Origin of the sequence: Marinobacter sp., from assembly GCF_052091845.1 — a bacterium.
GTDB lineage: Bacteria > Pseudomonadota > Gammaproteobacteria > Pseudomonadales > Oleiphilaceae > Marinobacter.
Map to the genome: position 1 here is coordinate 53,501 of NZ_JBQDCO010000007.1, position 14,645 is coordinate 68,145.

The 14,645-nt window shown below is 53.6% G+C and carries 13 protein-coding genes; 2 read left to right on the plus strand and 11 right to left on the minus strand.

Annotated elements, in window-relative coordinates; translation table 11 throughout:
- Window positions 1–20 precede the first annotated feature (20 nt).
- From ACTHYN_RS03855 to ACTHYN_RS03905, 11 genes are all read right to left on the minus strand, one after another.
- Window positions 21–764, minus strand: a complete 744-nt coding sequence (locus tag ACTHYN_RS03855) for a class I SAM-dependent DNA methyltransferase (RefSeq protein ID WP_441811185.1) — start codon at window positions 762–764, stop codon at window positions 21–23.
- A gap of 83 nt (window positions 765–847) precedes the next feature.
- Window positions 848–2,722 (minus strand): protein kinase domain-containing protein, encoded by a 1,875-nt coding sequence (locus ACTHYN_RS03860; protein ID WP_441811186.1) that lies wholly within the window; start codon window positions 2,720–2,722, stop codon window positions 848–850.
- Window positions 2,723–2,726: 4 nt separating this feature from the next.
- Window positions 2,727–4,028 carry a 2-oxo acid dehydrogenase subunit E2 gene (locus ACTHYN_RS03865; RefSeq protein ID WP_441811187.1) on the minus strand — a complete coding sequence of 434 codons (1,302 nt, stop codon included), beginning with the start codon at window positions 4,026–4,028 and terminating at the stop codon, window positions 2,727–2,729.
- 26 nt (window positions 4,029–4,054) lie between these two features.
- The gene (locus ACTHYN_RS03870; RefSeq protein ID WP_441811188.1) at window positions 4,055–5,032 is read right to left on the minus strand and encodes an alpha-ketoacid dehydrogenase subunit beta; all 978 of its coding nucleotides are present in this window, start codon (window positions 5,030–5,032) and stop codon (window positions 4,055–4,057) included.
- Between the two features lies 1 nt (window position 5,033).
- Window positions 5,034–6,218, minus strand: coding sequence for a thiamine pyrophosphate-dependent dehydrogenase E1 component subunit alpha (locus ACTHYN_RS03875; protein ID WP_441811189.1), 1,185 nt, complete (start codon window positions 6,216–6,218; stop codon window positions 5,034–5,036).
- 319 nt (window positions 6,219–6,537) lie between these two features.
- Window positions 6,538–7,065: a cytochrome C gene (locus ACTHYN_RS03880; protein ID WP_441811190.1), complete on the minus strand. Its 528-nt coding sequence runs from the start codon at window positions 7,063–7,065 to the stop codon at window positions 6,538–6,540.
- Between the two features lie 11 nt (window positions 7,066–7,076).
- Window positions 7,077–7,598, minus strand: a complete 522-nt coding sequence (locus ACTHYN_RS03885; RefSeq protein ID WP_441811191.1) for a methylamine dehydrogenase light chain — start codon at window positions 7,596–7,598, stop codon at window positions 7,077–7,079.
- Between the two features lie 17 nt (window positions 7,599–7,615).
- The gene (gene mauD / locus ACTHYN_RS03890; protein WP_441811192.1) at window positions 7,616–8,227 is read right to left on the minus strand and encodes a methylamine dehydrogenase accessory protein MauD; all 612 of its coding nucleotides are present in this window, start codon (window positions 8,225–8,227) and stop codon (window positions 7,616–7,618) included.
- 1 nt (window position 8,228) lies between these two features.
- Window positions 8,229–8,768: a MauE/DoxX family redox-associated membrane protein gene (locus tag ACTHYN_RS03895; RefSeq protein WP_441811193.1), complete on the minus strand. Its 540-nt coding sequence runs from the start codon at window positions 8,766–8,768 to the stop codon at window positions 8,229–8,231.
- 11 nt (window positions 8,769–8,779) lie between these two features.
- The gene (locus ACTHYN_RS03900) at window positions 8,780–9,919 is read right to left on the minus strand and encodes an amine dehydrogenase large subunit (RefSeq protein WP_441811230.1); all 1,140 of its coding nucleotides are present in this window, start codon (window positions 9,917–9,919) and stop codon (window positions 8,780–8,782) included.
- A gap of 109 nt (window positions 9,920–10,028) precedes the next feature.
- Complete coding sequence (locus ACTHYN_RS03905; RefSeq protein ID WP_441811194.1) at window positions 10,029–11,438, minus strand: aldehyde dehydrogenase family protein; 1,410 nt, start codon at window positions 11,436–11,438, stop codon at window positions 10,029–10,031.
- A 376-nt stretch (window positions 11,439–11,814) separates the two neighbouring features.
- Here ACTHYN_RS03905 and feaR point away from each other — a divergent pair, with 376 nt between their 5' ends.
- Window positions 11,815–12,729: a transcriptional regulator FeaR gene (gene feaR / locus ACTHYN_RS03910; protein ID WP_441811195.1), complete on the plus strand. Its 915-nt coding sequence runs from the start codon at window positions 11,815–11,817 to the stop codon at window positions 12,727–12,729.
- A 23-nt stretch (window positions 12,730–12,752) separates the two neighbouring features.
- Entirely contained in the window at window positions 12,753–14,612 is a 1,860-nt protein-coding gene (locus tag ACTHYN_RS03915; RefSeq protein WP_441811196.1) for an FAD-dependent oxidoreductase, read from the plus strand.
- Window positions 14,613–14,645 lie beyond the last annotated feature (33 nt).

The window sequence follows — 14,645 nt, forward strand, 5'->3', positions numbered from 1 at the left end:
AGTCAGACAGGGCCTTAAACTTAAGCTTTCACACAGACAAAGATCGCGTTGCCCGACGCTTTATCCCAAGGCGTGATCTTCTGGTAGTCGTGTTCAAGAATATGGACCTCAAAATACGGCTGTAGAATGTTCGTTAACTCTTTAAAGCTTGTTGCAACCATTGGGTGTTCGTCATCCCAGGATTGAGTAATGCCTTCCGTGGTTTTCGTGATACCGAGCCGGAGAGATTGTTTGTCACCCTCGCCATCGTAATGCCATGCGGAGCTGAAGGTGAACAGACCAGACTGGTGCTTGGCGGTGTGCCTTTCAAACAGGTTGTTGTCTATTCTGGTTTTATCGACTGAGTTAAAGCAAAACACTCCACCGCTTTTTAAGGCCTTATGTGCGCTGGCGATGCATTGCTTCAGCTTTTCGATGCCATTGCTGTAATGGATGGAATACAAAAAACAGGTGATTAAATCGAGAGCTTCATCCACCTCAAAATCACACATGTCTCCCAGTGAAAACTGCGCTTTCGGGCATCGGGTTCTGGCTTGTTCCAGCATGGGCTGATTGATGTCCAGACCACTGCTTTGGTATCCAAACTCGATAAAGTGCCGAATATGCGGCCCGGTTCCACAGGCCAAATCCAGGTGGGTATCGCCATTATTGCCGAACAGCTGGTGCAACCTATAAACGCTGTAGCTTTGAGCGTGATAGTTAATATCTGCGCACATTAAGTCGTAGTAGCCAGACAGGTCGGTATACAGATAATTTGAAGACATGGCAGCCTGATTGATTCAGCGGGGGATAGGTTATGGCAACGCATCGTAAACCACTCCCACAGGTTTGCGAATCAGATAAAATACTAGCTTGCCTCTGTCACTTCCTGCCTGGGGTTTCTCGGGTAGTAGCGCTCAGGCAATCGTTCTATATAGGGGAAGAAACGGGCATCTTTGTAGGGCATTTTCATAAAGCCAGACACGCCCAGCCCGGTTATTTGATCCACAGCGGCCAGGATCTCATCCAGTCGCTGTCGGAACTCACTTTCTTTCCCGGGATCCAGCAGTCGGTATTGGCTGTGGATTTTAAGGTGGCGGGGCAAAGCCTCAAAGATAATCATGCCCGTATGACGGATGGCGTTGAGCCCTTCGAGGGATTTGATGATGGATTGGGGTAGCACCAGAAACTCTTCGGGGTCCGGGCCGTCTTCAAAATAGGAGTGAACCCGCGAGCGGTCTTCAACTTCCGGTGCAGAGCTTACCTGATAGGGCAGTCGCATCTCGGGCGGTGCCATGAATGCCTGATCTGGCTCGTCGCGCTCTATGTGCAAGGTGTCCCGGGCGTTGAACAGGCAGCTTTTGAAAATGCCCTGTCGGTAGATTGCCTGAGCCAGATGTACCATGTTGTTCACGGCTGTGGTGAAGGCGGTTTTGAGTTCCGGATCGTGCAGGTTCAGGGAAGTATCCACATAAACACCGTCTGGTTCCCAGCGCACCGCCAGCCCGCCTTCCACCGGGTAACGGCCAAGGCGACTGACCGCTGCGAGGAATGCTTTTTCTGTTTCCCCCATGCCTTGCATGAAGTTTTTGTAGTAGCGGTCGAGTTGCACGTCGTTGACGTCGTTCAGGGTTTCCGGGGCACCTTCCTGTCGCAGAAAGGTTTTGCGGGAACTGTAGACCACCGTGTCGATTTCCCGGTCGGAGTGCCGCGTCCATATGGGTACCAAGTGTGTGGGCGTGGGTTCGGGCAGATCGACCATCACTGTTCGGGCCAAACGTGGCATTTCGTTCAGGTAGTGATCTCCGGCACGCATGCGCAGCGCAGGGTCCGGATCGAGCATGCCGTCCAGCATGCGTGCAAATTCCATGGGCAAGCCGAGGGATGTGGCCGGTATAGCCAGGTGGCCAAAACGGCAGGACTGCCCGGAAGCCAGTGCGTAGAGCGTAGCGGCTGCCCCTTGCTCGTCAAATCTCGGGGACGACAGACCACCATAGAGTTGTTCTTCGCCAATAAAGTAAACATCGCCCAAGCGGGCGTTGGTCTGCTGCAGGTTGTCTGACATAAGCTCCATCACGCTGGGGCTCAGGAACTGCTGGTTGGCATCAAGTTGAGCAAATACAGAAGAACCCCAGTCGATCAGCGCAATGTTCTCACTTTTGTCATCAAACACCAGATTGGACGGTTTGATGTCGCCATGCACGATGGGGCGCTGACCGTTATCAGATTCACGCCGCAGATTGCGAAGAATGTCGGCTAGCTGGCCGGCGATGCGGATAATCAGGCGCGGGCTCAGGCGGCCTTCCCGCAAGGATACTTCTTCCAGGTTAAACCCTGGTGCACGTTCCATCACCAGAATGGGTTGGCGACCGGCACGGTGGAAGGCGATCAGCCGAGGCACCCTTGGGTGCTTCACTTGCTCCAGAATGTAGGCTTCGTCTTCCAGCCGGTCGTGCAGATGCTGGGCCAGGGTGATGCGAGTGAACTTGAACACATGCTCAAGATCACGCGTGCCCTCCAGAGGCCGTCGACCAGAAAATACAAAGCCATAGGCGCCCTTGCCAATCATCGAGATGTCGGCATAACCCATCTGTTTGAGCTGCTTTGTACACAGCTCAACCCAGTCTTTCAGCTTTCTCGCGTCGTCGTGGCTGAGCAGATACACCGACTGCTCTTCCGGGATGTAAAATTGCTGTATTTGCGACGGTGGCGGCATCGACGACGACTGGTTCGGTGGTGCCATGCAATCAGCCCAGGTGAAGCAGCATGGATTGCGGTGACTCCAGGTAGCCCTTCCACAGGTTATTGAATCGGGCGATGGTGCCCCCATCAATAATACGGTGATCGCCTGCCCAGCTGATGGTCATAATTGAACGTTCTACCACCTGCCCGTTGGCATCAAAGCGCGGCAGCTTCTGGGTACGCCCCAGGGCTACAATCGCCACTTCCGGCGCATTGATGATAGGCGAAGCGTAGGTGCCGCCCAGAGCGCCAATGTTGGAAATGGTAATGGTGCCACCTTTAAGATCTGCCTGGCTTACCTTGCCTTCCCGGGCCGCTTCGGTCAGTCGGGTTACCTCATCGGCAATTTCCAGCAGAGTAAGTTGGCCTACGTTTTTAACGTTAGGTACAAGCAGTCCGATTTTACTGTCCACGGCCATGCCGATGTTGCAGCCTGGCTGGTAGTGAATCTCTGTGACATCTTCGTTTAGCTGGCTATTGAGCACGGGGTATTCCCTAACCGCGAGCGCAATCGCTTTCATGATGAATGGCATCAGCGTGAGGCGAGAACCCCGAGCTTCGGCGTCGGGCTTGAGTTGCTGGCGAAGGCTCAGCAATTCTGTTACATCAATGTCTTCACTGAAGTTGAAGTGCGGGATGGTCGATGCTGAAGTCACCATGCGCTTGGCCATCACGGCCTGCATGCCTTTGATTGGCTCAATGCGAACGTCCTGGCTCTGTGTGTGACGATTCCCGGGTAAACTCTCAGACGCTGATGAACCTCCTGATGCCGACTGGTCCATGTGCGCCAACACGTCTGCTTTGAGCACGCGGCCATCTTTGCCCGAGCCCTGGATATTCCCGAGCGTCAGTTCGTTCTCGCGAACCAGTCGGCGCACGGCGGGGCTGGCTGGCGTTCGTTGGCCATCCGGGGAAACAGCAGATGCCGCGGCTGGCTCTGCCGCAGGTTCAGAATGCCGGGCAGCCTCAGCCTCAGCCTGCCTTGCCTCTGGCTCAGGTTTTTTGTTTTTATCGCTGGTCTCGGCCTGTTCCCCCGAGCTTTCATCAGAGTTCTGGTCGGAGCCCTCTCCGCTTTCATCAACCAGTTCAAATAGCGGGGCATGCACTTTGGCAGTGTCGCCTTCTTTCCAATACAGGCGGGTTACCCGGCCCTTGTAGGGGGCGGGGATTTCTACCAGCGCCTTGTCGGTCATCACTTCTGCCACTGGCTGGTCTTCCTCGATCAAATCACCTTCGCTGACCAGCCACTTAACCAACTCGCATTCCACGATACCTTCACCGATATCGGGCAGTATAAAATCACTCATCATTACTCTCCTGTCCGGATATCCGCTTAGAATTCGACGCTTTCCCGAATGGCCTCATAGACCTTCAGATGGTTGGGGAAATGTTCTTTCTCCAGCACCAGCGGGAAGGGTGTGTCCATGCCGGTGACCCGCGCGATCGGGGATTCCAGATAGAGAAAACAACGCTCCTGAATAGTGGCGGCGATTTCACCGGCAAAGCCGCCTGTTAGAGGTGCTTCGTGGGTGATTACCAGACGCCCGGTTTTAAGCACCGAGTCGGCAACGGTTTCCACATCCCAGGGCAGGATTGTGCGCAGGTCAATCACTTCGCAGGAAAAGCCTTCCTTCTCCGCCATCTCAACGGCCTTGTCGATCACTTCCATCTGAGCACCCCAGCCCAGAAGCGTCACGTCAGTACCTTCTTTTAGTACTTCGGCTTCGCCCAGGGGTAACTGGTATTCGCCTTCTGGCACCTCGCCTGTGGAGGCGCGATACATGCGTTTGGGCTCAAAGAACAGGGTTGGGTTGGGATCGTTGATGGAAGCCAGTAGCAGCCCTTTCGCCTGATGCGGGTTGCGCGGCACCACCACTTTCAAGCCAGGCGTATGGGCAAAATAAGCTTCGGGAGACTGGGAGTGATAGAGACCTCCAGCGATGCCGCCGCCGTAGGGCGCCCGAATGGTTAGCCCGCCTACATTGAATAGGTTGCCTGAGCGGTAGCGGAACTTTGCAGACTCGTTAACGATTTGGTCGAACGCTGGAAAAATATAATCAGCAAACTGAATCTCGGCCACCGGGAACGAGCCTTGGGCCGCTAATCCGTTAGCAAAACCGACAATGCCCTGTTCTACCAGTGGCGTGTTAAAGCAGCGATCCTTGCCGTACTTTTGTTGCAGATTGCTGGTAGCACGGAATACGCCGCCAAAAATACCCACGTCTTCGCCAAAACACAGCACGCGATCGTTGGCGGCCATTGCCATATCCAGAGCATCGTTGATGGCCTGCAGCATGTTCATTTTCGCCATGTTATGCCCCTCCCTCAACGTGTCCGGCTGACTTTGGATACTCATCCGGATATTTGCGAATGTGTGCTTTGAGCTTTTCAAATTGTGCGTTCAGCAACGGGGGTACCTCGTCGTATACATCCGTTACCAGGGAGTCCAGTGCCGGTGGTGGCAGTTTTTGAGCTCGCTTCATGGTTTCGAGCACCTCACGGCGCAGGCTTTCCTGCAGTTTTTTCTCCTCGCCCTCACTCCACCATTTGTGTGTTATAAGCCAGTTGTACATGCGCAAAATAGGGTCTTTTTCGCGCCAAACCGATTCCTCGTCTTTGCTGCGATAGCCCGAAGGGTCATCTGATGAAGAGTGCGCGGCCAGACGGTACGTCATGGCTTCGATCAAAACCGGGCGGTTCTCTTCCACGGCCAGTTTACGGGCTGCTTCAGTGGCCTGGTAAACGGCCAGAATATCGTTGCCATCTACGCGAATGGTATCCATTTTGTAGCCAAATCCCCGGGGTGCTATGCCATCGGCGGCAAACTGTTCGTTTGCGGGGGTGGAAATGGCATAGCCATTGTTGCGACAGAAAAAAATAGCGGGTACACGATGTACTGCAGCCATGTTAAGGCCCGCGTGAAAATCGCCTTCTGAGGCAGCACCTTCGCCGAAGTACACCACGGTGCAGTGGCCGTCACCGGCCATTTTCTGGCCATAGGCATAGCCTGTGGCTTGAGGGATCTGGGTGGCCAGCGGCGATGAAATAGTCATGTAGTGGAGCTTGCTGGAGCCGTAATGGACCGGCATCTGCCGGCCTTTGCCGTAGTCTTTCTCGTTGCCAAACAGTTGGTTCATGAACTCTTCAATAGTGAAGCCGCGATAGGCCAGGGAGCCTTGTTCGCGGTACTGAGCCATGATCATGTCGGCATCGTTCAGTGCGGCAGTGCTGCCAATAATGGCAGCTTCTTCGCCGGTACACTGCATATAGAAACTCAGGCGGCCTTGGCGCTGGGCACCCAGCATGCGTTCATCCAGTACGCGGGTTGTAACCATCGCACGGTAGATTCGCAGAGCCTTGTCTTTATCAATATCAGGTGCTTTGCCGCTCTTATAGAGCGAGCCGTCCTGCTTCAGCAGTTTGAAGGTTGGAACGCGGTATTCCGCACCGTCTGTAAAAACAGGGGTATAAACGGTTTTGGACTTTGTTGTTGTCATAATCCTCTTCCTGGGGTGGTGGCTTGAGGAGCAGAGTGCCCCTTGTGAGGGCCTCGGTAATTAATGGAGCCTTATTCTGTTTTACTGGTGGTTTGCCAGAGTATAGAACGCTTTATGCAACCCTGCTGGTGTTGCAATGGTGCTCGCATTGCCAGCCTTTGTGGATCGGGTAAAATCCTTTGAGGCACGGTATGTTGACCTTAACGTAAAGTGCAGGGTTTGGATAGTGTCTGTGAAGAAGGGCAATCTGTAGAGGTAAGAACAGGAAATCGCGGCTCAGGGCAGGGTGTACCAAGAGCCGCGTTTTAAGTGAGAATGATCAATAAGGCGTGACGTTTTTCGGGATGTCTATGTTAAGGGCCTTTATCTGCTTGATGAGGTTCAACCTGTAGCCAGGCAAATCTTTAATCATTATTCCTCTGTGGGTTTCAACCTCTTGCTCTGTATAGGGCTCGAAGCCTTTTGGCGCACTACCACCGGCTATGCCGCCATCTTTCAGCATCCAGTTGAGCAGCTCAGCCAACTGCGAGTTACTAAGAGCAGACTGCGACGCGCCTGGAACCTGTATGAGGAACTCCCGACCTCCTTCCACTTTCAGGAAGTTTCCGACAAAGTTTTTCATCATCGGAATGTCGCTACGAGGTGCGCCTTCGCCGTTAGTCAGATGACAACCCAAACATTGCAGCTGATAGTTCACCGCCGGTGAGTAATTGGCCTGGTGTATGGGGGTTTGTCGCGCCTCGTTACCAGGTGCTGGCTTTTGCCTGGGGTCGGGAATAACCCGTGCCTCCCCCGAAGGGGAGGCAATGACCAGAGCCAAAGCCAAAACGCAGAATAGTGAGCGCATTGCTATGCTCCTCAGGACGCCACGCCCTTGATAACAGCGACTGTACAGTTGTAAACGCTACTCTCAGTACCAAGGCACCAGTTAATATCGTTGTTGTTGAAGGGCCTGTACATAGGCTCTTCGCTGTCGTTGCGCGTGCACGCGCATTGGGCACAGCTGTGTTTGCCGCAGCAGTCGTTGTAAGAAATGATGTAATCGATGCCATCGGCGGGGTTGCGGCATGTGCCGACCCACGTAACCGTGGAGGATTCTGTTCCCGGTGGGCAGGTGGTAACCGAGCCACCACAGCAACTGCACAAGAACCCATCGACAGAACAGTAACGCCAGTAATCGCAACTGGTGGGGTCACCCGGGTCGCCGGCTGAGGCCTCCCCGGCTGCAAGTGCCTTTCCGGTTCTGTCTATAGGAAGAAGAGCAGGCGCAGCCACGCCGACGGCCATAAGTGAACCAAATTTTGCAATAAACTGCCGCCGCCCTGTTGTATTGGCTACGTGGCGTGATGAGCGTTCAAAAAAGCGATCAAGAAATTTCATTTTATTGTTCTCCGTAATCAGGATGGGGTGTGAATACCAGGTGATTCAGACTGCGCCCTTATGTAGTCCTGAAGTGTTGATGAGCCTAGCAATTCGGTTTCAAAAAGGCTGTCGAGGTGTTCCCTTGAGTTGACGAGACCCTTGGCTTTCAGTGTGCCGGACTGATCAATCAACGCTGCATATGGAAGCTTGCCAATCTGGTAGGTCATGCCAATTTCCGGGCTCACCACATAGGTGGATTTTTCGAGGCCTGCATCGGCAATAAGTTTGTCGTGTTCGGCGGCATCGCCATCACTCACGTACACAACGTCCAGATCTTTGACTGAACGACTGATGGCCTTGATTGCTGGTATCAACGATTTACATATCGGGCATGTTGGTGAAAGGAAAAACAGAAGAGTAGCTCGCTCACCGGCATAACCAATATTAACCGGGCGACCGAAACGATCCGCCGCGGTTACTTGTGGTGCCGGCTGCCCAACCTCGACACCTTTATCGAGCATCAGTGCGCCGGCAGGGGCGATCCGCGAATGCAAAACGCCGATTTGCCGAATAAGGCCAAGCAGCACCAAAGAGCTGGCTATCAAAAGCAGCCAAAGCAGAATGTTTGAAACGATAAGTGCTTGCATCTTATTTTTCTCCTGACAATTTTAGCAGTAACGGCCGATGGGCCAACCAAAGGTCTGTGGCGGTATAGAGCAAAACCAGGACGGTTCCCGCTGCGATCATGACAAAGTTATCGTGCAGACTCAGAGGGCGGTCGAGCATGGGTAGTAATGCCCCTAGTGCAATGACAGCCAGCAACGCATTACGCCCCAGCAGCGCTGGTTGCAGAGGCTGACGCATTGCCGGGCCAGAACACCCACAGTCGATGTCTTTGCGGCCACGGGCCAGGTTTATGGCGATAGCCAGCGCGTAGAGAGCTATCAGCAAAAATGCCAGAAGACCGGCGTAGGGTCTGCTGGCACTCCAGAGCAAGCCCGCGGCAATCACAAGTTCTGTGATTGGCAGGGCCCGAGCTGCAGCTGGCACCATTAATGCTGGAATGAGTGCGTATTCGCGTACCTGGCGACGAAACCAATGTGGGTGTCTGAGTTTATGGCTTGCCGCGCTGGCGAATATCACAGCCAGCGCCAGAGCAGCCGATGTACTGACAATAGGGTCTATCATCACGTCACCTCTCAGTGGTTCAGAATCAGCGTCGGCGTTTTGGTTACGCCTTCCATGGTGCCGGTATGCTCACCTGTGGAAAGCTCGAAAATTTCCAGCCCACCTTCAATATTTGCACCCAGCAATAGAGGCTTGTCATCTGAGGTGGCGTTCAGGCTCCAGATAAGGTTCGGCGACTCCAGGGTTCCAAGCCTTTCACCGGTTTCCAGATCGAACTCCCAGATAGTCTGGCTTGGATCCTCCCAGTTATAGGCTTTGTGGTCCGGGTGCATGAGCACATACAGGCGATTCAGGCCAGGCGCTGCTGTCAGTAGTTGCCAGCCGCCTGGTGCCCATCCCTCTGCATGTTCTTCTTCGGTAACGAGGGACCAGCGGGGCAGTAGTTCCGGCTCATCTCCGGACAGATCCACTGGCACTACTTCACCCAGTGTTGTTACAAAATAATAGGTCTCATCAACAACGGTTGCCCTTTCGACGAGCTTTACTTTATCCGGGTCAAAAAAAGTGGTCTTGGAGCGATCTACTTCTTTGCCATTGTCATCCAGCGTAATTAATTGAAGTGACCCGTCACCGCAGAGGGAGGCAAACCTCCGCTCGCCGACCGGGTAGTTCAGAATGCAGCCATTGATCGCAATCTCGTTAACCATTTCTTGTTTGGTGGTATCGACAACCGTCACAGTCGTGGAGGGCGTGAAGTTGTAGATATAGACAAACTTGTCATCACTACTGGTTGCCAATGAAAAGCGCTCCGTTAGTGTGAAGGCGCGCTCGCTGGAAACTTCCAGCTCCCATTTAGGGGATAGGGTCTGGCTGTCCCAGGCGGTTAACACATCGGTGCGCTCGCCGCGCACATAGCGAGTAAAAAAGAAGTCAGCCGTGAAAATGGTTTTGCGGTCCCGTGAAAGCGTGGCCGGAGCTGCGTGCCCGGTGGGAATCATGCCCAAATATTTCTGTTTGTCCGGGTCAATGACAGCAATTCGGGTAGAAACCATGTTGTTGAACTCAAAGTCCACCATGTAACTTCTGTGGTCGTCTGGCAGCGGCAGAGTCGTGCTGCCAACGGTTTCATTGGGAAGACGAGCGTTTGCCGTTGCAGCGATAAAGCTGGACGCGACCATCAGGCAGCACGCCAGTTTTTTAGTGAGATGCATCATCAAGATCCTCAATATTTGTTTTTCTGGTTTAGGGGCGCGGTGGCTCACTGGCAATCACGCTCCTGATTTTCTATTGGTTTCAATTTGCGCTTGAAGCCGTCTTTTTTTATTTCTTTATGCTGATAGTCCGGCCCTGGGTGACTGCTTTCAGCCCTTCAATGCCGAACTCAACTCCGTAGCCCGATGCTTTGTTGCCGCCAAAGGGAACCATCGGATGAATTGCACCGTGTTGGTTGATCCACACTGTCCCTGCCTCCAACCGGGGTGCGAGTTCGTTTGCGTCGGCTGTGTTGTGTGCCCACAGAGACGCACCCAGTCCTGCCTCAAGCCCGTTTGCGGATGCGATGGCGTCACTCAGCTCGCTATACTGAATGATGGGCAGCACAGGGCCGAACTGTTCTTCGTCGACCAGGCGTTGCCCATCTTTGATATCGCCCACCAGGGTAAGGGGCAGGAAGTAGCCTTTGTCCGGCACGTTGCCAAACTCACGTACGTCGCAACCATTCTTTTGGGCGTCAGAGATGAGTTCTTTGACCTTTTCAAATTGCATGCTGTTCTGGAGGGGGCCAATCAGCACAGATTCATCCATGCCGTCGCCTATCTTCATTTGGCCTGCAATCGAACTCAGCTCAGACATAACCTCTTCGTAGTCGGTGTCATGAACATAGAGCCGCTTAATGCAGGCGCAGGTTTGCCCGGCGTTCAGGAATGCTCCCCAGAACAAATCCATGGCAATGGCCTTGATGTTCGTTCCTGGCATTACAATGGCGGCGTCATTACCGCCCAACTCTAAAGTGATGGGTGACAAGTTCCGGGCCGAGGCTTCAATAATGCGGCGCCCGGTGGCTTCACTGCCGGTGAACATGATTTTGCTAATGTCAGGATGATGCGTGAGTTTGCTACCAATGTTTCCATCCCCGGTGACCGTATTGAGAACGCCCGCCGGCAGAACCTGGTTGATCAATCGAATCATTTCCAGGGTCGCAATAGGGGTGTACTCGGAAGGCTTCAATACCACCGTATTTCCCATCCGTATGGCCGGAATAATTTGCCATATGGCAATCATCAGCGGCCAGTTCCATGGAGCAATAGCTGCCACCACTCCCAGAGGTACGCGGTGAAGGGTGTCTTTGCGCTCGTCATCCTCGTAAACAACCTCGGGGTTCAGTTCCAGGCTTGCGGGCACTTGTGTCCAACCAACGCAGGCTTGCATTTCAAACCTGGAGCCAAGGCCTGACAAAGGTTTACCTTGTTCCCGAGTAATTAATTCAGCCAGGTATTCAGAATTTTCCTCCAGAATGTGCGCCACCTTCTGGACAATATCCCGCCGCTCCTGATCACTGCGCTTTGCCCAGCTTTTTTGAGCATCTACAGCCGATTGAACGGCCCGGTCAACTTCTTGCTCATCGCTCTCTGGCGCGAAACCCAGCGATTGCATGTTGGCAGGGTTAAAGATTTCATAGTGATTAGCCGGCTCTGTTAGAGTTCCGTCCACGGTGTTCCGGTAAATGTGCATGTTGTAATCTCCAGCAATGGAAAGCCTGATTCGCCATACCGGGCGAGTGGCCGACAGGTGCCGTTTTGCGGTCAGAAGAAATAAGCCGCCATCGTTTGAGCGCAGGTGTTCAGGTTGTTGGCCTGAGGCTAACTGACACTATAGCCGACATCTTAATCAACTCGTCTTGCCGTGTGCTTTCTTGTCGGTGCCAGAACATTTCGTTACTGCGCCAAAGCACCAGAAGTCTAGTTCAAAACCGACACTTTTTTGTTTGCTGTTGTCTTGCGCTTGTATCGAAACCAGGTGCTGGCTCCGCCAAGGCATCTTGACTTTTGTTTGTTTTCTGGTCATTTTCGACGTTAGCAATAATAAATAAGAGTAAGAGGTCATAAACGTGTCGTCATGCAATAGCGGGACTGGTGATTTCGAAAAATGGATCTGTAATATCAATGATATATGCGGGCCCTTCCTGGCGAGCCCTTTGGGTGACAGATTTTTAGGGTCTGTAGAGAAAGTTGGCGGGTCGCTCAATATGTCCAAAGTGAATATTTTGGGCGCAGATCTTTATCGCACGCCAAAAGAGATACAGAAAAGTGGTGTGCCTGACTTTTTTTGTGTTTTCCAGATTCGAGGGCGCTCACTGGTTGAACAGGCAGGGAACCGTTCTTCTCTCACTTCGGGAGACGTTGTTCTGGTTGATTCCGCGTTGCCTTTTCGTTTTTCATTTCAGGAATCTTCGCAGCAGATATCATTGATATTGCCTCGCCAGATTGTTGAGCGGATTTTGAACCTGAGCAGGGTTGAACTGGGTGTCAAAATTCCTGCTGATTCTCATATTGCGCGCTTTGCCAGCAAGTTGGTGGTTGAGGCCTCCAGGCATGAAAACCTGAATCCGGAAGAGAGTGCTGCCATTCTTGATTCGTTGGCGACGCTTATAAAGCCCTCGGTATTAAAGAGTGTTCGTAGTAGCGAGTCATACGACAAAGTGTTCATGGCTGCGTCTGAATTTGTAAAAGATAATCTGGGTGAGCCTGGCCTGAACGCACCGATGATCGCTAGCCATATTGGCGTATCGGTGCGAAGTCTTTACCGTGCTTTTGCTGGCGATTCCATGACTTTCTCAGACTATGTAAAAACTCAGCGCCTGGAGATGTGTGCCGATTACATCAAAGCCAATAACGGGCGATTAAACCTGACGGAAGTTGTTTATAGATACGGCTTTGGCAGCCCCAGCTATTTTTCGACCGCGTTTAAAGGTCGTTTCGGAATTACGCCGTCCGACTTCAAAAAACGCTGTGCGGAAAATTAACGCACGCGCGCCTCACCTGACACATGTCGTCATCAGCTGACCCATCTGCGGCATCACCCATTATTATCGGAGCGGGGCCTGCGGGTATGCGTATCGCGCGCCGGCTAGCCCAATATGGCAATGTACTGGTGTTGGACAGCGATACTGAAAGCCCCGGGGCAACAGAGGCTCGCCCCAAGTTACTCACCCATGTCCAGTTTTCTCACGCACATAAAGGTGCTCAAGCACGGCCATTCTTGCCGCTAGCGCCCGGCGTTAGCCTATTGTCTGGTCGTAACGTAGTTCATATTGATCGCGATAATTGTCGAATCCTCGATGATGAAGGCCAGACCCATGTGTATTCCCGGCTCTTTCTTGCACTGGGTGCGGCGCCCCTGCGTCCCGAACTGCCCGGGAGCCAGCTCGCCAGAGTGCAGACGCTCTATACTCGCCACGAGCTCAATGCCCTGCTCAGAGGGTTGGAGCACAAAGCCCCGTTGCTGATAATAGGCGGTGGTCTGCTCGCCGTCGAACTCGCTGCTTTAGCGGCCAAACATACTTCCGTCACTTTGATTGTCCGCAGCCGGTTGTTGAGACGCTACCTTGAGCCGAAGATGAGTGCGCAAGTTGTCCAGCGACTCGAAAAACTCGGTGTTCGGGTGCTGGAGCAAGCGACGCCGCAACGCTTGCTTGGCCGCGAGGGTGTCACCGGTGTGGAATTGGCTGATGGCCGGCAACTGGCGACACGACAAGTGGTGCTGGCCTGTGGCAGTGCGCCCAACACGACCCTGGCAAGCGAGGCAGGTCTTGGTGTTGACACGGGAATTTTGGTGGACGCTTGCATGCGCAGTTTAAGTGATAAGCGCATCTTCGCTGTCGGCGACTGTGCTCAGCCACCTTGGCCAGCAATGCGGGGTAATATCACGCAAGTGCTGTATATGGCTGACCTGGCCCTGGCCTTCGCTAACAAGGAGCAGACACCGGAATGTCCAGCAGGGCAGTACCGGGAATGTCGGCTGAATGATAACTGCCGGCTTGTGATAGCGGCCTTGCACCCGGCGATCGAGCCTAAGGCTTTGCATAAGCACTATTATGAATGCGTTAATCGGGTAGCGTCCGTGACGATGCAACATCACTCCGTCGTCGCGTTTCAAGCACTGTTGCCTCACGCCCCGGCCAGACGGCTCACGGAACTCTGGCAAAATCACGCCATATTGTCCCACTGGGAATCTGCTAGCTTGCAGCGGTTGGTCTGGCTGCCGCCACGCCGGCAGCCAGACCCGCTGATCTGTCGCTGCGCCAGCGTGCGTCGCTCAGCGATTCACGCTGCCATCAGCGAGTACGGCAGTGACTTGGCAATGGTCTGTCAGGTAACCCAGGCAGGCAACTATTGTGGCGGTTGCCTTGATGACATTGCCGCACTGTGTGGCAGCAACTCCTGGCAAAGTCGGGGGACGCGCTGGTTAACGGTGGCGGCGATTCTGCTTATGGTCATTTTACTAGGATCACTGCCGGTCTGGCCGGTTCCTGATAGTGTTCTTTATGTCGATTTTACCGCCTATCGCCTATTGACCAACAGCGGCATTCGGGAGGCCAGTGGTTACCTATTGACCGCCGTTATGTTGACGACTCTTGCGCTTCGCGGCGACCGCCGACGCTACGGGTGGCACATGTGGCTGGGAAGCGCTGCGCTGCTGCTACTGCCGCTGCACTCTTTGGGTGGTCCCTCACACAGTTCCGGCTTTGGTGCCAGCCTGGTCGGGCTGATGTTGCTGGTCGCTTTAAGTGGTGCCCTGTTAAAAATCCGTCGTGGGGTGGTTGGGTTGCGCCTTGGTCATCATGCCGCCACACTCGCTTTATTAGCTGCAACGGTGATTCATATCGTGTTTGTCTACCAATACTAAACACCTGACAAGTCCACCAACCGGCTGCTGACG

Excerpts from the sequence above, each read along its gene's own strand:
- ACTHYN_RS03855 (WP_441811185.1), bottom strand. The coding sequence starts at position 764 with ATGTCTTCAAATTATCTGTATACCGACCTGTCTGGCTACTACGACTTA.
- ACTHYN_RS03860 (WP_441811186.1), bottom strand. The coding sequence starts at position 2,722 with ATGGCACCACCGAACCAGTCGTCGTCGATGCCGCCACCGTCGCAAATA.
- ACTHYN_RS03865 (WP_441811187.1), bottom strand. The coding sequence starts at position 4,028 with ATGAGTGATTTTATACTGCCCGATATCGGTGAAGGTATCGTGGAATGC.
- ACTHYN_RS03870 (WP_441811188.1), bottom strand. The coding sequence starts at position 5,032 with ATGGCGAAAATGAACATGCTGCAGGCCATCAACGATGCTCTGGATATG.
- ACTHYN_RS03875 (WP_441811189.1), bottom strand. The coding sequence starts at position 6,218 with ATGACAACAACAAAGTCCAAAACCGTTTATACCCCTGTTTTTACAGAC.
- ACTHYN_RS03880 (WP_441811190.1), bottom strand. The coding sequence starts at position 7,065 with ATGCGCTCACTATTCTGCGTTTTGGCTTTGGCTCTGGTCATTGCCTCC.
- ACTHYN_RS03885 (WP_441811191.1), bottom strand. The coding sequence starts at position 7,598 with ATGAAATTTCTTGATCGCTTTTTTGAACGCTCATCACGCCACGTAGCC.
- mauD (WP_441811192.1), bottom strand. The coding sequence starts at position 8,227 with ATGCAAGCACTTATCGTTTCAAACATTCTGCTTTGGCTGCTTTTGATA.
- ACTHYN_RS03895 (WP_441811193.1), bottom strand. The coding sequence starts at position 8,768 with ATGATAGACCCTATTGTCAGTACATCGGCTGCTCTGGCGCTGGCTGTG.
- ACTHYN_RS03900 (WP_441811230.1), bottom strand. The coding sequence starts at position 9,919 with ATGCATCTCACTAAAAAACTGGCGTGCTGCCTGATGGTCGCGTCCAGC.
- ACTHYN_RS03905 (WP_441811194.1), bottom strand. The coding sequence starts at position 11,438 with ATGCACATTTACCGGAACACCGTGGACGGAACTCTAACAGAGCCGGCT.
- ACTHYN_RS03915 (WP_441811196.1), top strand. The coding sequence starts at position 12,753 with ATGTCGTCATCAGCTGACCCATCTGCGGCATCACCCATTATTATCGGA.